Annotated in this window: 21 protein-coding genes and 1 riboswitch; of the genes, 6 read left to right on the forward strand and 15 right to left on the reverse strand. The window is 47.9% G+C overall.

Annotated features, from left to right (window positions below):
- Positions 1–29 precede the first annotated feature (29 nt).
- The 5 genes from C8D73_RS04655 to C8D73_RS04675 all read right to left on the reverse strand — a co-directional run bounded on the left by C8D73_RS04655 (position 30) and on the right by C8D73_RS04675 (position 5675).
- Entirely contained in the window at positions 30–1385 is a 1356-nt protein-coding gene (locus C8D73_RS04655) for an MATE family efflux transporter (RefSeq protein WP_113077458.1), read from the reverse strand.
- Positions 1386–1412: 27 nt separating this feature from the next.
- Positions 1413–3320, reverse strand: coding sequence for an ABC-F family ATP-binding cassette domain-containing protein (locus tag C8D73_RS04660; protein WP_113077459.1), 1908 nt, complete (start codon positions 3318–3320; stop codon positions 1413–1415).
- Positions 3321–3382: 62 nt separating this feature from the next.
- A complete protein-coding gene (locus tag C8D73_RS04665) occupies positions 3383–3652 on the reverse strand; it encodes a barstar family protein (protein WP_021719003.1) in 270 nt (89 codons plus the stop codon).
- 11 nt (positions 3653–3663) lie between these two features.
- Positions 3664–4179, reverse strand: a complete 516-nt coding sequence (locus C8D73_RS04670) for a ribonuclease domain-containing protein (RefSeq protein ID WP_113077460.1) — start codon at positions 4177–4179, stop codon at positions 3664–3666.
- A gap of 11 nt (positions 4180–4190) precedes the next feature.
- Complete coding sequence (locus tag C8D73_RS04675; RefSeq protein ID WP_113077461.1) at positions 4191–5675, reverse strand: helicase HerA-like domain-containing protein; 1485 nt, start codon at positions 5673–5675, stop codon at positions 4191–4193.
- A gap of 177 nt (positions 5676–5852) precedes the next feature.
- Positions 5853–5938: riboswitch (ZMP/ZTP riboswitch) on the forward strand.
- Between the two features lie 79 nt (positions 5939–6017).
- Here C8D73_RS04675 and C8D73_RS04680 point away from each other — a divergent pair.
- The 3 genes from C8D73_RS04680 to C8D73_RS04690 all read left to right on the forward strand — a co-directional run bounded on the left by C8D73_RS04680 (position 6018) and on the right by C8D73_RS04690 (position 8631).
- Positions 6018–7241 (forward strand): L-lactate MFS transporter, encoded by a 1224-nt coding sequence (locus tag C8D73_RS04680; RefSeq protein ID WP_113077462.1) that lies wholly within the window; start codon positions 6018–6020, stop codon positions 7239–7241.
- A gap of 251 nt (positions 7242–7492) precedes the next feature.
- Positions 7493–8056 carry a chromate transporter gene (locus tag C8D73_RS04685; protein ID WP_046431248.1) on the forward strand — a complete coding sequence of 188 codons (564 nt, stop codon included), beginning with the start codon at positions 7493–7495 and terminating at the stop codon, positions 8054–8056.
- Positions 8053–8631 (forward strand): chromate transporter, encoded by a 579-nt coding sequence (locus C8D73_RS04690; RefSeq protein WP_113077463.1) that lies wholly within the window; start codon positions 8053–8055, stop codon positions 8629–8631. The genes C8D73_RS04685 and C8D73_RS04690 overlap by 4 nt, the downstream gene beginning before the upstream one ends.
- Positions 8632–8678: 47 nt before the next feature.
- On the opposite strand, the gene C8D73_RS04695 is transcribed toward C8D73_RS04690, so the two are convergent.
- Positions 8679–9383, reverse strand: a complete 705-nt coding sequence (locus C8D73_RS04695; protein ID WP_113077464.1) for a 4Fe-4S binding protein — start codon at positions 9381–9383, stop codon at positions 8679–8681.
- Between the two features lie 196 nt (positions 9384–9579).
- Between C8D73_RS04695 and C8D73_RS04700 the strand changes: the two genes are divergently transcribed.
- A complete protein-coding gene (locus tag C8D73_RS04700) occupies positions 9580–10074 on the forward strand; it encodes a cyclophilin-like fold protein (protein WP_170123167.1) in 495 nt (164 codons plus the stop codon).
- Positions 10075–10109: 35 nt separating this feature from the next.
- On the opposite strand, the gene C8D73_RS04705 is transcribed toward C8D73_RS04700, so the two are convergent.
- The 3 genes from C8D73_RS04705 to C8D73_RS04715 all read right to left on the reverse strand — a co-directional run bounded on the left by C8D73_RS04705 (position 10110) and on the right by C8D73_RS04715 (position 12867).
- On the reverse strand, positions 10110–11282 hold the full coding sequence (locus C8D73_RS04705) for an iron-containing alcohol dehydrogenase (RefSeq protein ID WP_021719011.1): 1173 nt from the start codon (positions 11280–11282) through the stop codon (positions 10110–10112).
- A 13-nt stretch (positions 11283–11295) separates the two neighbouring features.
- Positions 11296–11697 carry a cupin domain-containing protein gene (locus C8D73_RS04710; RefSeq protein WP_113077465.1) on the reverse strand — a complete coding sequence of 134 codons (402 nt, stop codon included), beginning with the start codon at positions 11695–11697 and terminating at the stop codon, positions 11296–11298.
- A gap of 240 nt (positions 11698–11937) precedes the next feature.
- Positions 11938–12867 (reverse strand): DUF1848 domain-containing protein, encoded by a 930-nt coding sequence (locus C8D73_RS04715; RefSeq protein ID WP_113077466.1) that lies wholly within the window; start codon positions 12865–12867, stop codon positions 11938–11940.
- Between the two features lie 162 nt (positions 12868–13029).
- Between C8D73_RS04715 and C8D73_RS04720 the strand changes: the two genes are divergently transcribed.
- Together C8D73_RS04720 and C8D73_RS04725 are read left to right on the forward strand one after the other, a co-directional pair.
- Positions 13030–13431 carry a MerR family transcriptional regulator gene (locus C8D73_RS04720; RefSeq protein WP_021719014.1) on the forward strand — a complete coding sequence of 134 codons (402 nt, stop codon included), beginning with the start codon at positions 13030–13032 and terminating at the stop codon, positions 13429–13431.
- Complete coding sequence (locus C8D73_RS04725) at positions 13428–14282, forward strand: carboxymuconolactone decarboxylase family protein (protein ID WP_113077467.1); 855 nt, start codon at positions 13428–13430, stop codon at positions 14280–14282. Before C8D73_RS04720 ends, C8D73_RS04725 begins: the two co-directional genes overlap by 4 nt.
- Before the next feature lie 71 nt (positions 14283–14353).
- Here the strand turns inward: C8D73_RS04725 and C8D73_RS04730 are convergent, their stop codons facing one another.
- The 6 genes from C8D73_RS04730 to perR form a co-directional block, all read right to left on the reverse strand.
- The gene (locus C8D73_RS04730) at positions 14354–15004 is read right to left on the reverse strand and encodes a flavodoxin (RefSeq protein ID WP_113077468.1); all 651 of its coding nucleotides are present in this window, start codon (positions 15002–15004) and stop codon (positions 14354–14356) included.
- A 128-nt stretch (positions 15005–15132) separates the two neighbouring features.
- Positions 15133–15612 carry a 23S rRNA (pseudouridine(1915)-N(3))-methyltransferase RlmH gene (gene rlmH, locus C8D73_RS04735; protein WP_021719017.1) on the reverse strand — a complete coding sequence of 160 codons (480 nt, stop codon included), beginning with the start codon at positions 15610–15612 and terminating at the stop codon, positions 15133–15135.
- Positions 15613–16701: a S1C family serine protease gene (locus tag C8D73_RS04740; protein WP_227202698.1), complete on the reverse strand. Its 1089-nt coding sequence runs from the start codon at positions 16699–16701 to the stop codon at positions 15613–15615.
- 26 nt (positions 16702–16727) lie between these two features.
- Positions 16728–17507 carry an MBL fold metallo-hydrolase gene (locus tag C8D73_RS04745; protein WP_046431258.1) on the reverse strand — a complete coding sequence of 260 codons (780 nt, stop codon included), beginning with the start codon at positions 17505–17507 and terminating at the stop codon, positions 16728–16730.
- On the reverse strand, positions 17504–18154 hold the full coding sequence (gene deoC, locus C8D73_RS04750; RefSeq protein ID WP_113077469.1) for a deoxyribose-phosphate aldolase: 651 nt from the start codon (positions 18152–18154) through the stop codon (positions 17504–17506). The genes C8D73_RS04745 and deoC overlap by 4 nt, the downstream gene beginning before the upstream one ends.
- A gap of 240 nt (positions 18155–18394) precedes the next feature.
- The gene (perR, locus tag C8D73_RS04755; protein ID WP_021719021.1) at positions 18395–18820 is read right to left on the reverse strand and encodes a transcriptional regulator PerR; all 426 of its coding nucleotides are present in this window, start codon (positions 18818–18820) and stop codon (positions 18395–18397) included.
- Positions 18821–18899 lie beyond the last annotated feature (79 nt).

The raw sequence follows: 18899 nt of genomic DNA on the forward strand, positions 1-18899 counted from the left end.
ACAGCCGGAGTTTTTATTTATTGCGGTTTTTATATTTGTTCACGTGCCAGCTTTTTCTGCAGCCAGAACATCCGCAGCGTTAAGAAAACCGCCGAGAAAAACAAGCCTATATCCAGGCTCTGCCAATATGCGGCAGGACCATGCTCCATTACAAAATCCAGGAAACAGCCCAAGGGCAGACAAACCACCCAATAGGCAAAAAAACCGGAATAGAAGGTTGCTTTAACATCTTTATACCCGCGCAGGATTCCCTGGATCGGCGCTGCCGTCGCATCAAACAACTGAAAAAAGATTGCATAAAACAAAAAGCCGACTACTTTTTCAATAATGACAGGGTCAGTAGTGTAGAGCATGGCTATATAAGGTCTGTTAGTGTAAACCAGCACCGCCAGAAAAATCGCGATGGCCATATTGAGAGCAATGCCCATACGACTGAATTTCTGCGCTTCCTCAAAACGTTTGGCACCTGCTTCGACCCCAACTAAAATCGTCAGCGCCATTGAAAAACTGAGCGGCACCATATAAAGCAATGAAGTAAAGCCCAACGCTGCCTGATGCGCCGCAATGATGACTGTACCGAACTTGGCAATGAACAGTGCAACTACACCAAAAATACTGGCCTCCATAAACATTGCCAGACCAATCGGCACACCGATGCTGAGATTTTCACGCAGCTGTTTGATATCTAAATGGAAACGGTCTTTAAAAATCCGGAAATGCTCAAAAGCCGGCAGCTTATGCACGATCCAGACAAAAATAGCAAATTCCAGCCAGTAGGTAATACCAGTCGCCACACCGGCGCCAACCCCGCCCAAACGCGGCATTCCCAGTTTTCCAAAAATAAAACAGTAGTTTAAAAAGGCATTTACCGGCAGCGCCAGCAAATAAATCTTCATTGTGATACCTGTATGTCCCAAAGTATCTATCAGAGCACGCAGCGAGGTTGACATAAAAAACGGTATCACACCTACGGCCACCGCCGCCATATACATCTTGGCAATATAATGCACCTGCGGTTCCAAATGAAGATGTGTCAGCAGGGTATCTAAAAATAAAACGCCCATTAAAATGATAACTGCCGAAAAAGCTAGCGCCAAAAAAATCGTATGCCGAATGACCTTACCAATATTATCGCGCTTATCAGCGCCTAACAGATGAGCAACTATAGGCATCGCGCCTAATAAAACTCCATTAGTGCCAACAAAAATCGGCATCCAGATATTACCGCCGATCGAAGTGCCCGCCAAATCGACCGCACCTGCATGACCAGACATTGAAGAATCAAAAAAATTCATAGCCATGATCGCCGTCTGAGTAATCAAAATCGGGATCATCACTGAAAAAAGCCGCCGCAGGCGTTGTTTAAAATTTTCGTCTACTAACATATTTATCCCTTTCTATTTTAAGGCAGCTCAGAAAACACCGCTCGCCTCCGCCAGTTCCGTAAGATAGGCCCAGCGTTCCACAAGCTGTTCCAAACGCTGCCCGGCATCCTGCTGCTGCGCGGTAAGCTCGCCCAGCTTCACAAAATCACTGCCGGCGCTATTGACTTCCAGCGTCAGCATTTTCAGCTCGGCTTCCACACCGGCGATCATTGTTTCTATCTGCTCAAATTCCAGTTTTTCCTTATAAGTCATCTTGATTTGTTTAGACTGGCTTTTAACGGCTTCTATACGCTCCTTGCCGGTACCGGTTTTAGCACCGCCTGCAAGCATTGCTTTGCTTTCGGCCGCCGCTGCTTCATATTTGCTGTAATCGCCGATAAACTGCCTGATCTCACCATTACCCATAAACGCAAAAATTTTGCCGGCAAACCGGTCTAAAAAGTAACGGTCATGCGAAACTGCGATGACAGCTCCATTAAAACTGTCCAGATAATCCTCCAGCACCGACAGCGTCGGGATGTCAAGATCGTTGGTCGGCTCATCCAGAAGCAAGACGTTGGGGGCACCCATCAGAACCCGCAGCAGATACAGCCGCCGTTTTTCTCCGCCGGACAGTTTATTGACCGGCACCCACTGCAGCTCGGAAGGAAATAAAAACCTTTCCAGCATCTGTGCGGCAGTAATCCTTGTCCCATCGTTTGTTTCGATGTGGTCGCTCACATCGCGGATATATTCCAGCACGCGCTGTTCGCTGTCCGGAAATTCGCTGTGCTGAGAAAAATAACCGATCCTGACCGTCTGTCCGATCTGAACACTGCCACGGTCAGGCACTAATTTTCCCGCCAGAATATCCATCAGCGTCGTTTTGCCGCTGCCGTTAGGGCCAACAATGCCCACGCGGTCATTACGCAGCAGGATATAGCTGAAATCTTTGATATAGGTCACACCGTTGTAGTCAAGTCCCAGATGCTCGCACTCGACCACAGTTTTCCCCAATCTGCTGCCGGCAGATGACATTTCCAGTTCTCCCGGTGCAGAAATATTTTTCATTTCCTGCTCCAGCTCGTTAAAACGTTCGATGCGTTCCCTGCTTTTTGTCCGCCGTGCTTCCGCACCGCGGCTGATCCAGGCCAGTTCACGCCGGTAAACATTGCGCAGCCGCTGAGCAGCAGCAGCTTCCGACTGGCGTCTTTCTTCACGCTTTCGTAAAAAAAGGCTGTAATTTCCTGTATATAAATAGCATTGCCCGCCATCTAATTCCAATGTCCGGTTGACCACTCTGTCAAAAAAATACCGGTCATGGGTCACCATCAGCAGAGCGCCTTTTCGCTTCAAAAGCAGCTGTTCCAGCCAGGCCACAGTTTCATTATCCATATGATTAGTAGGTTCGTCCAAAATCAGAAGATCGGAAGGACGCACCAAAACTCCGGCCAGTGCTACACGCTTGCGCTGCCCGCCGGAAAGTTCCGCCATCGGCTGATTAAAATCACTGATCCCCAGCTGATCAAGCACCGCTTTAGCTTCGCTCTCCAGCTGCCAGGCATATGCGCTGTCCATTTGCTGCTGCAGTTCCAGCAGCCTGCTCTGTAACGCACTGTTCTCAGGATCAGCAGCCGCCAGCGCTGCCGCCCGTTCATAACGCCGCAGTAATTCCAGCTGCGGCGAATCGCCCTGAAATACCTGTTCCAATACCGTTGCCTGTGGATCATGATCAGGATTCTGCGGCAGATATTCGATCACGCAGCTGCCATTTGCCGTAATCCGGCCGCCGTCACCGGCTTCACCGCGTGCAATATCGCGCAGCAGCGTGCTTTTACCGGTGCCGTTGACGCCGATAATACCGATTTTATCGCCCATTTCAATATTAAAAGTTACATCTTTAAACAAAGTTCTGACGCCATAGCTGTGCGACAGCTTCTCTACACTTAAAATCATTCTTTTCGCCCTCTGTAAAACAGAATAAAAGCAGCCTGCCGCTTGAGCAGACTGCATATATTTTAAATAAGCTCTACTTGAAGATTAGGATTTGCAGCGGCGGCATCCTGTACAACTGTAAGCAGTCTTGCGCCATACCAACCTAATTCTGAACCTGCGGCTACCGCCTGCGGTATTTTTAGTATAACAGGCTCGCAGACTTCCGTCAAACAATCATACAATGCGTCCAGATTTTCACCGTAATAATCCGGCAGCTCAAGCTCCGCACGCAGATATTTATGCAGCTGCCTGATCGACTGCATCCTGGCCAGTGCCAAAGTTACTGTTTTCATCAGCCGCCTCCTTAATACAATTTTTCAAAGCTTTTATAATGATCGTCCGTATAATAGATCAGTCCGTCATTAGAATACACCAGACGTTTAGCATTCCTGTTACCGGTTTTGTAATCAATATCGCATTCTTTCCAGCTGCGTCCTGATTTCTGCGGCAGTAATCCTTCGTAGTTGCCATACCTGTCGCCGCCTATACTTTTACCTGGCGCCACTTCATTCAGCGTTCCCTTATGCTTCCAGCCCAGGCGCTCGGCTTCACGTTTAGTAATAAAATTTCCCGGCAATTTATGAAAGGTATGGATATACAAAGCTACCTCAGCCTTACCGGTATAAGCACGCCCTTCTTCGACTTTGAACTGCGCCTGCTTGCCCTGCAGCTGCGCCAGTCCACTTTTGGCGGTTTTGGCCACCTGCTCTGCAGCCTGCTGTTTAGCCTGATTCAGCTCTGTCTGAGGCGTTTTGCCGCAGCCAAGCACAGCACCGGTTATAAATAATACAGCCAGTAATGCTGCAAAAATCTTTTTCATTTCAAGCACCTTTAAAACCATTTTTTCATTTGATTAAAAATACCGCGTACTATAGTGTCTACAGCTTTATTTTCCATTCGCGTCATCGTTTTGCTGATCAGCTTTTCAGCGACCGTAGGCGGTTCTTTTTTAGAAGCCGCGCTGCGGCTGCGCAGCTCTTTCTGCAGCGCCGCTTCTTCCTGTGCCCTGGCTGCTGCTTCCGCATCCTGCTGGGCTTTGACGCTCAAAATCTCATAAGCAGACTCACGGTCTACAGCTTCAGCATATTTACTATACAGCGGGCTGGAGGCTATCAGCTGGTTGCGCAGCGTATCGTCAGCTACGCCAAGATAGCTGCGCGGCGGCATGACATAAGCACGCTCCACCATTGTCGGCACTCCGTCAGCATCCAATAGTGATACCAGCACTTCGCCGGTGCCAAGCTCCGGTAGCACTTTTGCCGCGTCAAAACCAGGATTGGCTCTAAAGGCCTGCGCCGCAGCCTTCAGCCCCTTCTGGTCTTTAGGTGTGTAAGCTCGCAGCGCATGCTGCAGCTTGTTTCCCAGCTGTGACAAAACAGTATCGGGAATATCAGAAGGCTGCTGGGTGATAAAATAAATGCCGACGCCTTTGGAACGGATCAAACGCACGATCTGTTCAACTTTATCGAGCAGAGATTTCGGCGCGTCTTTGAAAATCAGATGCGCTTCATCAAAGAAAAAGACGATTTTAGGTTTTTCCGGATCGCCTGCTTCCGGCAGCAGGTCATACAACTCCGACAGCATCCATAATAAAAATGTAGAATATAACAGCGGAGTCTGAAACAGCTCTACGCAATGCAGAAGATTGATATAACCGCGTCCGTCATCTGCCACTGCCAGCCAGTCCCTGATGTCCAGTGCCGGCTCGCCGAAAAACACATCTCCGCCCTGTTCTTCCAGGCGCAGCAGAGCCCGCTGGATCGCGCCGACACTCTGAGCCGCCACATTGCCATAGGCAGTTTTGAACTGAGCCGCATTATCACCGACGTACTGCACCATCGAACGCAGATCCTTAAGATCCAGCAGCAACAGTCCCTGATCATCGGCAATCTTGAAAATGATCGTCATAATACCGCTCTGCGTGGTATTCAATTCCAAAAGCCGACTCAGCAGATCCGGCCCCATCTCGGAAATAGTCGTCCGGACAGGATGCCCTTTTTTACCGAAAACATCAAAAAAACGTACAGGAAAGCCTTTGAACTCAAAATTTTCTATGCCTAATTTATGCAGACGTTTCTGAAACCCTTCACTGCTTTCACCAGCCTTGCACATACCGGAAACGTCGCCTTTGATATCGGCCAGGAATACCGGCACGCCCATCTCGCTGAAGGATTCTGCCAGCACCTTTAAAGTAACGGTCTTGCCCGTACCCGTTGCCCCGGCGATCAGACCGTGACGGTTTGCCATTTTCGGCAGCATGCAGATCTTATCCTCGCCTTTACAGACCCAAATCTTGTGTTCATCAGCTAAATACATGGTATTCCCTCCCGCATTTTTATAAAATAAACTACATCTTTATATTAATTTTTATTATACGTTATTTAAGGGTAAGAGTAAACAAGCTGGGCAGGTTCTGTTTTTATACTGCTGTTTTTTTATTTTTCCTTGCTTGACATTATCGTAATTCTTGCTATAATGAGAACATAAATCAAATAGACCTCGCAGGACTGACGGATAAAGTGGAATCAACCACGTGTACTGCGATGCCATAGAAACAGCCGACCGTCTGGGCAGAGAGAACTGATCCCGGATGGTTTTTTTATTTTCCGGCTTTGGCCCTCTCGGATTTTTTCTAGTGTGAAAAGGAGATGTTTACCTATGAAAAACAGATGGCTCATTGCTCTGTCGGCTATCGGCATCCATATCTGCATCGGCAGTGTTTACGCCTGGAGCGTACTGACAAAGCCTATTATGCAGGCTATGGGTTTTACCCTGAAAGAAACGACCTGGACTTTTTCGATCGCAATTTTATTTCTCGGACTGTCAGCGGGATTTTTGGGCGATTACGTTGAAAAATACGGCCCGCGTAAAAGCGGTCTCACCTCGACCTGCTTCTTTGGTCTGGGTATGTTCGGTACAGCGCTGGCACTGCATCTCAACAGTCTGCCGCTCTTATATCTTTTTTACGGCGTTATCGGCGGTATCGGTCTTGGGACCGGTTATATCACCCCTGTTTCGACGCTGGTCAAATGGTTTCCCAACAACCGCGGCTTTGCCACCGGTCTTGCTATCATGGGTTTCGGTTTTGCCAGCCTGATCGCAGGTCCGCTGATGCAGATCCTGGTTGCCAAATACGGACTGGTACAGAACTTTATCATTCTCGGCTGCGTGTACATGGTTATCATGGCCGCCTCCGCCTTATATCTTGAACCACCTAAAGCAAGCAACGGCGGGCCGTCCGGCATTAACGTCAAAAGTATCCTCCCGGATACTCAGTTCACAGCCAAAGAAGCACGCAAAACCTGGCAATTTTACGCACTGTGGTGGATTTTTTTCACCAATATTACCTGCGGTATCGGACTTTTAGCAGTAGCTTCACCGATGGCACAGGAAGTAGTAAAAATGACACCGATGGCTGCCGCCTCCATGGTCGGTATCATCGGTCTGATCAACGGTCTGGGACGCATTTTCTGGTCTACTATTTCCGACTATCTCGGGCGCAGTACAGTTTATGTAGTCTTCTTCCTGATCCAGATCTTTGCCTTCTACGCACTTGCAGAAACAAGCAGTGCCTTCATCTTCCAGCTGATTGTCTTTGTCATCATTTCCTGCTACGGCGGCGGCTTCTCCTGTATGCCCGCCTTCCTCAGCGATCTGTTCGGCACGAAAGAGCTCAGCGCCATACACGGCAAGATCCTGACTGCCTGGGGCATGGCCGGCATCGCCGGTCCGCTGCTGCTGTCCTGGATCCGTGAAACGACCAACAGCTATTCAATTACCCTGTACTTCTTCTCTGCCTGCTTCGTTGTCAGCCTCATCATCGCCGGTATTTTGAAATGGCGTACTTCCGTAGGCGTACTGATCGAAAAGAAACATATCTGATTTTACTATAACCCCTCTGCTGAAGCTGCAGAGGGGTTATTTTATGCCGTTTTAGACTCTGCCTATTCGTTAACGTCATAACTATCAGTACATTTTATCTACATCTGGTATTCATTTTACTTTCCATACTATATCTGGTTTTATTTGCCACAGCCGATACCGCTGCCTGTTCCAACCAGACTTGTAATACTGGAGCAGATAACCGATAATAAAAATAACACCATTTATCAGACTGAAAAGAGGCGGTTATTATGGATACTTCGCGCCCGCGTTATCTTCATATGTTTCTTGTTTTTGTTAAGATCGGCCTGTTCACGATCGGCGGCGGGCCGGCAATGATACCGCTGATACGTGACGAATTTGTTGAAAAACAAAAATGGATCAGGGATGAAGACATTACTGACGTTCTTGCGCTCTCGCAGTCTTTGCCCGGCGTTATTGCCGTCAATGCTTCTACCTTTCTTGGCTACAGGCTGGGGGGACTTAAAGGATCACTGGTAGCAACTATCGGCGTCGTCCTGCCTTCTTTCGTCATTATTTTCGTCATCGTCACGGCTTTCACCTCCAGTGGTTTTGACCAGTACCCCAATATATTGAAATTTTTTGACGGTATCAATTCTGCTATCACAGCTTTATTGATCGCAGCAACTCTGAAACTGATTCCCTATTCCATCAAAAACAATTTTGGCTGGTTCATTCTGGCCTTTTCACTGCTTGGGATCTATTTTTTCAGTCTCGACATTGCCATAATCGTTCTGCTGGCCTCAGCGCTTGGTTACTGCGCCACTAAATATCTGGGAAGTGATACAAAATGATGCTTTATTGGGAATTATTCACTGTCTTTTTCAAAATCGGGCTTTTTTCTTTCGGCGGCGGTCTGGCAATGATCAGTATCATTCAGCAGGAAGTCGTCGGACGCGGCTGGATCCCCGCAGCTGAATATGCACGGATCATCACTATTTCTCAGATCACCCCCGGCCCTATCGCTGTCAATACGGCTACATATGTAGGAGCCAGGGTCTGCGGCCCTGAATTCTGGCAAGCCCTGCTTGGTTCTTTTGTAGCTACTTTCAGCGTCAGCCTGCCATCTTTCATTCTTGTCGCCATCGTTGCCCGTTCTCTCCAAAAGTTCAACTCTTCGCTGGCTGTACAAGGTATCCTCAATGGATTGCGGCCTTCGGTTATCGCCTTGATGCTGACCGCAGTTTTCTTTTTTATGCGGATAACATTTTTCCCCGCAACCGGAACCGTCGCAATGGAAAATCTGCTGACCTATTTCAAATTCTGGCCGACATTGCTGACGGCTTTGCTTTTTTATCTGCATTACTACCGTAACCTGAGCGCTATTCCCTTGATGCTTTTAGCCGGCTGTGCCGGACTGTTGATGTAGAAAAAACACAAAATAACCTGCATACGGCAGGTTATTTTATTTCTTCTTTAATATTTGCAGCCCAGAGAAATGGCTTCGGTCGGGCAGGACTGTCTGCATTTACCGCAGACAATACATTCCCTGTCGCCTACCCGTTTACAATCCATCAAGCAACTGCGTACGCAGCGCTGGCAGGCGGTACATTTACGCGAATCTACCTGCATGCCAAAAACGGCGATCCTGTTAAACAGGCTGTAAAAAGCTCCCAACGGACAGAAAAAACGACAAAAAGGCCGATAGATAAACAGCGCCGCAGCAGCCAAAAGTCCAATGATCCAACGCCAGTCCAGACCATGCAGATCAAAGAAATACAGATTGCAGGCAAACAGCAGCAGAACCACATATTTAAAATAACTTAAATAGTACGTAATTTTATTTTTAGACAGCTTCAACATCGGCAGCTTATCTAAAAGCTCCTGCGCCCAGCCAAACGGACACAGCCAGCCACAGATCATCCGGCCAAAAAACAGAGCACACAAAATGAGCAGCCCCCAAACCCGCCAGCCCAAAGGTAAAGTAAAACCGGTCAGGGTATGCTGCGTCAGCCCCCAGGGACATCCGGCTTCTGCATAGCGGCAATAGCCGCAATTAACTCCGGGCAGACAAACATTTTTCCAGGTCATATCGGCCCCCAGCAGATTGGCGGCACCACGCCCATTATACAAAACCGTCGCCGTAAGCTGCGTCGTCCAGCGTTTAAAATCCTTAACCATTTTTACCGCTCCTTTCCTGTATTGCTTTCATTGTAAGGGCTGGAGTTGACTCACAGTCAAGCAGTTTGCAAAAAATCTACAAACAACGCTTGACCTGGAGCAGACTCCAGCATATAAACTCACATATAGAAGCCGTATAAGCAACGGCAGACCCTATCTATTTGCAACTTACAAACAGAGAAACGGAGGAAATACCATGCTGAAAACTCTGGCCCTGACGCTTACTTTATTACTGAGCTTTACTGTGGCTGCCTGCAGCAGCACGTCCGGTACCAATGCCAAAATCGACCAGACAACAGCTAACGCAGCTCAGACCGCTACAACAGACGCAGTCCAACGCATCAGGCTGACACTCGCCAACCAAGACGAGCTTATCGTCAAACTCAATGGCACCAGAGCTGCAGAGGATTTTTTGAGCCTGCTGCCGCTGGAACTGACCTGCAAAGATTTTAATAATACCGAAAAGGTAGCTTATCTGCCGCGGCGCCTGGACACACAGGGCGCTCCTGCCGGTTTTGATCCTCAAACAGGCAGTTTTGCTTATTATGCACCTTGGGGTAATCTGGCATTTTTTTACCGTGATTACGGTTATGCCAACAGCCTCATTGAACTTGGTACTGTTGAAAGCGGTATTGAAAAACTGGCCGCTTTCGATAATGATTTCACTATCAAACTGGAACGCCTGCCCTAAAAAAACAGAGCTTGCATAAATGCAAGCTCTGTTTTTTAGGCTTTCAGCGTTTCCTTCAATATCTCAACGATCTCTTCTTTAGTCAGTACTTTATAACCGCCCTCAAGAATGAACGAACCCTGAGCGATCCCGTCAAGCATCGTTTCATCGACGCCAAGTTCCCTGCCGTTAAGTACAAGTCCCAGCTCCCTCATATAGCTTTCCATCGCCGCAAGGCCTGCCTGAGCTATCTGTTCATCAGTTTTCCCCTCAGGACGCACATCCCATACATTGATGGCAAAGCGTTTGAATTTCGCCAGTCCGTACGGCATGATGTGCCTGTAATATGGCAGCGACACAGCGGCCAGAGTCATTCCGTGCGTAGCGTCAGTGTAAGCGCCGATCGACTGACCGATCATATGCACCATCCAGTCTGTCGACTTTCCTTTAGCTACCAGGGTATTCAAGGCCCATGTAGCGATCCACATAATATTGCTTCTCGCTTCATAATCTTCAGGGCTTTGCACCGCGATCCTGGAACTGTGGATCAGCGAACGCAGCAAGCCTTCCATAAGATAGTCGGAAGTATTGTCGTCAGTTCCGGAAAAATACTGTTCCAAAATATGCGACATGATATCAAAAAATCCGGCAACCATTTGATAACGCGGGAGCGTAAAAGTATAAGTCGGATCAAGTATCGAAAATCTGGGGAACACATTATCACCAAACACCCGCCCGATTTTAGCTTTAGCCGCATGATTGGTAATAACTGAACCGCCGTTCATCTCCGAACCTGTACCAACCATAGTCAGAACACAGCCAACCGGGATAATCTTATTATCCACCGCTTCCATCCGCAGATAATATTTTTCCCATGGATCAGTTTCGCAGTAAGCGGAAACTGAAACAGCCTTGGCATAATCACAGACAGAACCGCCGCCGACTGCCAGGATCAAATCGACCTTGTTTTCTTTGGCTATCCTGCAGCCTTCATATAATTTTTCCAGTGTGGGATTAGGCATTACACCTGCATCCTCAAAAACTGTTTTGCCCCCGTCCCTCAAAAGCTTGACCACGTTTTCATAAATACCGTTTTTCTTAATCGAACCGCCGCCATATACCAGCATGACATTTTTACCATAGCATGCCAATTCCTGCGGCAGATTTTCTAATGAATTTTCTCCAAAATACAATTTGGTAGGATTGGAATAAACAAATTTACCCAGCATTATTTTTGCTCCTTTATTTCAAATTTCCATATTCTGCATCTGTTACCGGTTCCAGCCATTCATTGGACACCCCCGCGGCGGGCACTTCGACTGCAAGGTGTGCAAACCAGCTGTCAGGAGCCGCTCCATGCCAGTGTTTCACTTCAGGCGGGATATTCACCACATCACCCGCGTTCAGCTCCCGGGCCGGTTTCCCCCACTCCTGATAATAACCTCGTCCGCCTGTGACAAGCAGTATCTGCCCGCCTTGATGATGGATATGCCAATTATTGCGACAGCCGGGCTCAAAAGTAACATTGCCAATAACTACTCCTTCTGTTGTCAGCATCTTCAAATAGCTCTGCCCCACAAAATACCGGGCATAGGCATCATTTTTTTCACCCATGGGAAACACGCTTAATTTTTCTTCCAACATTCTCACCACACTCCTTTTCTATCACATTCTCACATCGTTCTGCGCTCAAATCTGTTGTAGCTGAAAACGCAGTCCGCACTGATGCAGAACCGCCAAATCACCTGCTTTTTATTGCACCCGCTCATAACTAAAATGCCGGAACTTCCGTTCCTTATCTGTATCATATCCAATGGAGTTAACTCCAAGTCAAGCAGCTTTTTCAAAAAATTAATACCGGCTGTCTGACAACAAAACCGATATTTAAAAAAGCTCTGCCTGCAGTGACCGCAGCGCCCGCAAGTTTCTTTCCGTAACCTTATCCGCAGGCTCCAGCTCACTGCACAGCAGCGGCGAACTGCTATTTCCAGCCGTGATCTGCTGCAGCTGTCTGCGGCTGTCATTAGCATAACAATAAATGCAGCCATGCAGACAGGTGTTATAGGCGCCGATATCGATACTGGCGGCACAGCCGCATTCACCGCGCTGATTTTTATCTTTGACTGTATCAAGACGGCACCCGCCCACACGGCCAAGCAGCTCTGCGTCGATGCAACTGGCATGCCCAATCCCCAGATCAGCTAATTCTATAGCTTCCGCACAGGTTTCCAGCTGCAGACCATATTGCCGGGCTGTTTGGGACAATACGGCCGCAAGCCGCCGCTGCTCGTCCTCACTCAGGCCTCTCAGCCCTGCCTGATGCAGACCTGCCTTGATCTTAGGATAATAATCAAGGAAACTGATAATACATTTTTTCGTACTGTCGGCCAGCTGCGCTGCCAGTTCCTCAAAAACCGCTGCGTGATACTGCAGGTCATAGCGTGCACTTAACAGGATCGGGTCATAGCGCCAGATCATTCTTTCCGCACCTATCTTCTGCGCCAGCTGCCGAAATATCTCTATCCTCACCGCCAATGGCGGTAAAGCTGCTTCTACGTCAGCAGCATACGCATTGAGCGTAAATTGAAAATAATAAGCATACGCATCCAGAACTGACAGCTGCTTAAGCATCGGTTCTGGATTTTTTGTCCAGAAAACCAACCCATCCACGACCTCCGGCCGCAGGCTGATCCTGCTTACCTGATGAAGGTTCAGAGGATTGCGTACCAGTACATACTGTTCCTGCAGCCGCTTTTGGAACCATTCCCAATAAAAAGCAGGAATATCAGTTCGCCGGCTGGCACTGATAATCATTCGTCATCCCTCCTCTTTTTGATAAACTGCTTAGAGCTTCACTTGTTTCTATTATACACTGATCTATATCGAACAGGCCGGCTAATTTTTTTCAGAAAACGCTTGACTTGAAGTTAACTCCAAACGCTAGAATGAATTTAAAAGTTACAGGAGGTGATTTTTATGAATATTACCGAAGCAGGCAAACAGACTTCGCTGACACCCAATACTCTGCGTTATTACGAACGGATCGGGCTTATCCCACCTGTCGCCCGCAATAAAGGCGGGACCCGGGAATACACTTCCAAAGACCTCTGCTGGATAGAATTTATAAAAACCATGCGGTCAGCCGGTCTCTCCCCGGAAACTTTGATAGAATATGTCGCCTTGTCACAGCTCGGCGACACCACGCTGGAAGCCCGTAAGGATATTTTAGAACTGCAGCGGGAAGTGCTGCAGGAAAAATTGGAATTTATCCAGCAAACCTTAGCCAGAATAGATATCAAAATAGAAAACTACCGTACTGACATTTATCAGAAAAACCATCCGTCACAAAATCAAAAACAAGAGGAGGCAGACCTATGAAAAACTTTATTTCCATGTTCCTGATGACATCCCTGCTGCTGGGGGGGATGACCTTTACAATTGGCAAAATGAGCGTGTGTGCCGCTTCAAAAAACAGGATTGAAACAGCACAGCAAAAACAGGCGCATCTTTTCGGCAGCGCCAAAAACAAACTTGCCGCCACCGACCCGGATTTTGCTCAGACCATGGACAATTTCATTTACGGCGACGTTTATTCCCGTGGTAAGCTGACCGACAAACAACGTGAACTGCTGACGATCACCGCACTTACCGCCAGCCAGACTTTAGACAGCCTGCCTGCACAAGTGCAGGCCGCACTGAAAGCCGGCGCTACCCCGGTAGAAATAAAAGAAACACTTTATCAGTGCGCTCCCTATGTGGGCTTTCCCAAAACGGTCGGCGCTTTGGAAATCACCAATAAAGTTTTTAAAAAACAGGGCATTAAAATGCCGCTGGCAAACCAGAGTACTGTTACCGAAGCCACCCGTTTTGACGACGGCTTTAAAGTACAGGGTGAGATTTTCGGAACAGAACACATTGCCGCCATGCACAAAAACTCGCCGGCTAATCAAAAACATATAGCCAATTATCTTTCAGAGTTCTGCTTTGGCGATACCTACACCAGAAACGGCCTTGATCTGCAAATGCGGGAATTGATCACCTTATGCGCTATCAGCACTATCGGCGGTGCGGAACCTCAGGTCAAAGCCCATGTACAGGCCAATCTCAATGTCGGCAACGATAAAGAACTGATGCTGGACGCAGTTACCCAGTGCCTGCCATATATTGGTTTTCCACGTACGCTGAACGCCATCGCCTGCATCAATCAGATCATCCCCGCCAATGCCTGATAAGCATTATATGTAAAAGAATACCTGTGCTGACTTTAAAAGTCAGCACAGGTATTTTATTTATCTGCAAATCATTGTGCCGTCCGCTTTTTACCAAACGTATCTATTTCGCCGCGTACACCTTCCAGCCAGCTGCTGATCAGTCGCTGCATCTTCCCGGTCCCGATATCCTGCAAAGCCAGTCCTTTTGTTATATACGCCTGCGGGCAGCTTGCGGCTATAGCATCCAGGCTCTTTTCGATACCGCTTTTTTTACTGGTACAAAACGGTACGAGCACTTTACCTGAAAAATCATGCGCTTCTAAAAAAGTACGCACGGCCATAGGCGTTGTTCCATACCAGACAGGATAACCGATGAAAATCGTATCATACTGGGAAATATCGGCTAAATCCACCGCCAGAGGAGGCCGTTCATTACCTGCAAGTTCCTGTTTAGCTATTTTACCGCATTCACTTTTATCCTGCGGATAAGGCACCTCAGTCTGAATTGCAAACAGCTGTCCCCCGACCGCAGCCTGTATCTGCCAGGCGGCCAGTTCTGTATTCCCGGTATGTGAAAAATAAGCAATCAGTATTTTAGGATTAGTAGGCAAGCCTTCCGGTCCTTTAATCGTAACCGGCTTATTTTCATCCGTTTCTTCATACCCGATCCCGCCACAGCCTCCGACCGCAGCCATCAACAGCAGGCCCAGCAGCAGCAGATATTTCTTGCAGCTTCGCATAGTATCCCTCCAAGCATCAAATCATTCTTTCTTAATTGTATCATAAACCTTAGAGTTTGCTCTATGTCAAATAAAACTTTTTATTTTTTATCAAAAAACAGCCCTGATAAATTATCAGGGCTGTTTACTTACCAGTGATATTTTTCGCCGCGGCTGATTTTAAACGCACGGTAAATCTGCTCTACCAGCAGCAGACGAATCATTTGATGGGTAAAAGTCATTTTGGAAAAAGAAATACGCTCATCAGCCCGATGCCGCAATGCATCCGTATAACCAAAAGCACCGCCGATCACAAAGGTGATATGGCTGCTGCCCGCTAAGGCCAGCTTCTCTATTTTGGCGGCCAGCTCCGGTGAACTTACGGCCTTGCCACTAACATCCAGTAAAATCACATACGAATTTTCCGGGAGCACTGCCAGCAAACGTTCTGTTTCTCTGCCCAGCACCTGTTCTTTTAAGGCCGGCGATGGATCTTCCGGCATTCTCTCTTCTCCAATAGCGATCGTTTCCAATTTACAAAACGGCTGCAGCCGTTTTGTAAATTCTTCGATCCCCGCCGTCAGATACTTTTCCTTGATCTTTCCCACACAGGCAATGGTGATCTTCATTTAACGGTTTTCCTCAGGAATCTCTTCCAGTGTCATGTGGATCGTTTCTTCAGCGCCGCCGCGCAGAACAACAACATCCACACTGTCGCCGACTTTCAGCTCAGCCAGCTTGCCGCGCAGCTCTACTACTTTATCGATCTTTTCACCGTTGAACTTGAGAATGATATCGCCGGGACGCAGGCCGGCTTTAGCCGAAGGACTGCCTTCCCAAACCTTCATAACAAAAATACCGTCATGCAGGTCGATATCAAAACCGTACCGGTTGGCAATATCCTTATCGACCAGGCTGGCGCCAATATACGGACGCACTACACGACCTTTTTTTGCCAGTTCATCCAAAATCGGTTTGGCCGAATTAATGGGGATAGCAAACCCGATGCCTTCGACACCGGAAACAGCGATCTTCGCAGAATTGATACCTACGACCTCCCCTTCCGCATTGACCAGCGCACCGCCGGAATTGCCGGGATTGATCGCCGCATCAGTCTGGATCAGGTCAAATTTACGTTCCCCTAACTGGATGGAACGGTTCAAAGCGCTGATTACACCGGCTGTGACACTGCCGCGGAACTCCAGCCCCAGCGGATTACCAATAGCAATAGCGGGTTCACCGACCTGTAAAGTTGAGGAATCACCGAAATCGGCAACAGGAAGATTGTTTTCGTCGATCTTTACTACGGCAAGATCAGTTGCCGCATCGGCCCCCAATACCTTGCCTTTGACACTGCGCCCGTCCGTCAGGCTGACGATGATTTCTGAAGCGCCTTCTACAACATGGTTATTAGTCGCGATCAGACCGGACTTGTCATAAATAACGCCGGAACCTGTGCCGCGTTCCGTCAGCTGCACTCGATTAAAAATATCGCGCACATAGGCTTTATTAGTGATGCCCACTACTGCCGGACCTACTTTTTTAGCCGCCGCTACGATCGGCGTGTTACGGGCACCGGAAAGGCTGGCATCTTTCTGTGCCGCAGCAGCAGTTTTCTGTTCCTTTACTGCCTCAGCCTTATTGTTATCACTGCAGCCGCCTATAAGTACAGCAGCTCCCAGCAGAGCACAGAAAAAGATATTCATGGTTTTTTTCATAAAGCTTCTCTCCATCTCAACACTCCTCAATCATAATTTTTTACTATGTTTTCCTGCGATGTGATATAAATTTTTGTATCCGCACCAACTTCGTTAGCGTCCAGGATACCCCGCACCGTTTGCAGGGCCAGGGAAGGCAAATTGTTTTCCTGGCTCAGATGCGCCAGAAAAACCTCTTCCGGCAGGCGCTCCATATGCGCCAGCAGCCAGGCTGCCGAAACATTGGATAAATGCCCGCGTGTTCCCAGAATCCTCTGCTTGAGTATCTGCGGATAACTGCCATTTTTCAGCATATCTTCATCGTGGTTGGCTTCCAGCACCACTACGTCAGCATCAGCTATATTCTGACGCACCTCGTCTGTCACAAAGCCTACGTCGGTGAGATATGTACATTTACTGCCGCCGCTTTTAAAAACATAGCCTACTGTAGAGGCTGCATCATGCGGGACGGCAAAAGGGATTATTTCCAAACTGCCGCTGCTCAGTTTTTTGGGCAGTAAGCGGCAACAGCTGCGTTCCATTTCACTTTTTTTCGGCATATACTGCCAGGTACTTTCATTGGCAAACACCGGCAGACGGTATTTACGGCAAAAAACAGGCAGTCCCTTTACATGGTCGTTATGCTCATGTGTCAACAGTACGCCCGTCAAATCTTCAGGCTTCATGCCTGCCTGATGCAGACGTTCCGTCAGCTGGCGGCAGCTGATGCCGACATCTACCAGAAAAGCCTGCTCTCCGGCACGTATCACCGCGGCATTGCCTTTACTGCCGCTGGCCAGGATCGTGATTTCAAACTCACTGCTCATGCTTCGCCTGCCGCGATTTTGTGCCCGGCACTGGTTCCAATACGTTCAGCTCCTGCAGCCAGCATAGCCTGCGCAGCTTCCGCGTCACGGATACCTCCGGCGGCTTTGACTTTGAGACCATACTTTTCTGCTTCGGCTGCCAGCAGCTTTACGTCATCGACAGTAGCTCCGCCCTTGTTAAAACCCGTACTGGTCTTGACAAACGCCGCACCGCCTTCGGCTACTAAACGACAGGCCGTGCACTTTTCAGCGTCTGTCAGCAGGCAGGCTTCAATGATCACCTTGACCGGAAACGGACTGGCCGCCTCGACTACGCTGCGGATATCACTGACTACAGCAGCATAATCACCGGTCTTAAATGCCGATACGTTCATGACCATATCTATTTCATCAGCGTGCGCTTCGACCGCCATTTTTGTCTCCAGAGCCTTGACCTCAGAAAATGTAGCTCCCAGCGGGAACCCTACTACTGTCACAACCTTGACGTTCGTATCGCTCAGCAGATGTCTGGCCAGCCCCACATAACACAGATTCACACAAACGCCAAAGAGCCCGTATTTCCGGGCTTCGCTGCAAAGCTGCATAATATCCTCGACAGTTGCCTCAGGTTTTAATAAAGTATGTTCAAGATGCTTCGCAATCGTCATCCCCGACTCCTCCTCATCTTCTATAATGATTTTTGCTTCTATATATTATATCAAAACTTTATACTTTCTGCTTTGACAAAAAAGTAAATTTTTATAAAAACAGAGCCATAATTTTAATTATAGCTGTTCATTGTAATTATACACTAACAATATTCTATATTATCATACAATAAAAACTCTGTGTTCTTAATAAAAAAGCCCCGACTGTACAGTCGGGGCAACATAAACATTTCTCTAATTTCAGTGTTTTTTACGGCACTTCTCACAAACGCCAAAGAAATAAAATTGGTGTTTGTCGATACTGTAACCGCTTGCTTCTTCCACCTTTACGACCAGAGACCGGTCATTGAGAGCCGGTACATCATCGACACGGCCGCAGACAGTACACTGCACATGGCTGTGCTCGCTGATATCAGCATCATAGCGGAAACTGTCCTCGCCGGTATTGATGATCTGGATCAGGCCCAGTTTATTGAGAATCTCGACGGTCTTATAAACCGTAGCAAAACTCATGGAAGGATATTTAGGCTGCAGGGTACCGAACAGCATTTCAGCACTGGGATGCTGCTTGGTATTAGCCAGCGCTTCATAAACTGCCAATCTTTGCGGAGTGACTTTATAACCGTTTTGACGCAGCAGGGCGGTCAGTTCTTGGTTGTTTAACATGATTTACCTCCTTGGTTGAAATGTTTTTTGTCCGGCATTTATTGCCTGTTTAGTTTTAGATAATCTTTATCTATTATTT

Origin of the sequence: Phascolarctobacterium faecium DSM 14760 (assembly GCF_003269275.1) — a bacterium.
In the GTDB taxonomy this organism is placed as follows: Bacteria; Bacillota; Negativicutes; order Acidaminococcales; family Acidaminococcaceae; genus Phascolarctobacterium; species Phascolarctobacterium faecium.

Excerpts from the sequence above, each read along its gene's own strand:
- C8D73_RS04670 (WP_113077460.1), bottom strand. The coding sequence starts at position 4,179 with ATGAAAAAGATTTTTGCAGCATTACTGGCTGTATTATTTATAACCGGT.
- C8D73_RS04680 (WP_113077462.1), top strand. The coding sequence starts at position 6,018 with ATGAAAAACAGATGGCTCATTGCTCTGTCGGCTATCGGCATCCATATC.
- C8D73_RS04710 (WP_113077465.1), bottom strand. The coding sequence starts at position 11,697 with ATGTTGGAAGAAAAATTAAGCGTGTTTCCCATGGGTGAAAAAAATGAT.
- C8D73_RS04660 (WP_113077459.1), bottom strand. The coding sequence starts at position 3,320 with ATGATTTTAAGTGTAGAGAAGCTGTCGCACAGCTATGGCGTCAGAACT.
- C8D73_RS04700 (WP_170123167.1), top strand. The coding sequence starts at position 9,580 with ATGCTGAAAACTCTGGCCCTGACGCTTACTTTATTACTGAGCTTTACT.
- C8D73_RS04690 (WP_113077463.1), top strand. The coding sequence starts at position 8,053 with ATGATGCTTTATTGGGAATTATTCACTGTCTTTTTCAAAATCGGGCTT.
- C8D73_RS04705 (WP_021719011.1), bottom strand. The coding sequence starts at position 11,282 with ATGCTGGGTAAATTTGTTTATTCCAATCCTACCAAATTGTATTTTGGA.
- C8D73_RS04730 (WP_113077468.1), bottom strand. The coding sequence starts at position 15,004 with ATGCGAAGCTGCAAGAAATATCTGCTGCTGCTGGGCCTGCTGTTGATG.
- C8D73_RS04725 (WP_113077467.1), top strand. The coding sequence starts at position 13,428 with ATGAAAAACTTTATTTCCATGTTCCTGATGACATCCCTGCTGCTGGGG.
- C8D73_RS04695 (WP_113077464.1), bottom strand. The coding sequence starts at position 9,383 with ATGGTTAAGGATTTTAAACGCTGGACGACGCAGCTTACGGCGACGGTT.
- C8D73_RS04685 (WP_046431248.1), top strand. The coding sequence starts at position 7,493 with ATGGATACTTCGCGCCCGCGTTATCTTCATATGTTTCTTGTTTTTGTT.
- C8D73_RS04715 (WP_113077466.1), bottom strand. The coding sequence starts at position 12,867 with ATGATTATCAGTGCCAGCCGGCGAACTGATATTCCTGCTTTTTATTGG.
- perR (WP_021719021.1), bottom strand. The coding sequence starts at position 18,820 with ATGTTAAACAACCAAGAACTGACCGCCCTGCTGCGTCAAAACGGTTAT.
- rlmH (WP_021719017.1), bottom strand. The coding sequence starts at position 15,612 with ATGAAGATCACCATTGCCTGTGTGGGAAAGATCAAGGAAAAGTATCTG.
- C8D73_RS04665 (WP_021719003.1), bottom strand. The coding sequence starts at position 3,652 with ATGAAAACAGTAACTTTGGCACTGGCCAGGATGCAGTCGATCAGGCAG.
- C8D73_RS04740 (WP_227202698.1), bottom strand. The coding sequence starts at position 16,701 with ATGAAAAAAACCATGAATATCTTTTTCTGTGCTCTGCTGGGAGCTGCT.
- C8D73_RS04720 (WP_021719014.1), top strand. The coding sequence starts at position 13,030 with ATGAATATTACCGAAGCAGGCAAACAGACTTCGCTGACACCCAATACT.
- C8D73_RS04655 (WP_113077458.1), bottom strand. The coding sequence starts at position 1,385 with ATGTTAGTAGACGAAAATTTTAAACAACGCCTGCGGCGGCTTTTTTCA.
- C8D73_RS04745 (WP_046431258.1), bottom strand. The coding sequence starts at position 17,507 with ATGAGCAGTGAGTTTGAAATCACGATCCTGGCCAGCGGCAGTAAAGGC.
- deoC (WP_113077469.1), bottom strand. The coding sequence starts at position 18,154 with ATGACGATTGCGAAGCATCTTGAACATACTTTATTAAAACCTGAGGCA.
- C8D73_RS04675 (WP_113077461.1), bottom strand. The coding sequence starts at position 5,675 with ATGTATTTAGCTGATGAACACAAGATTTGGGTCTGTAAAGGCGAGGAT.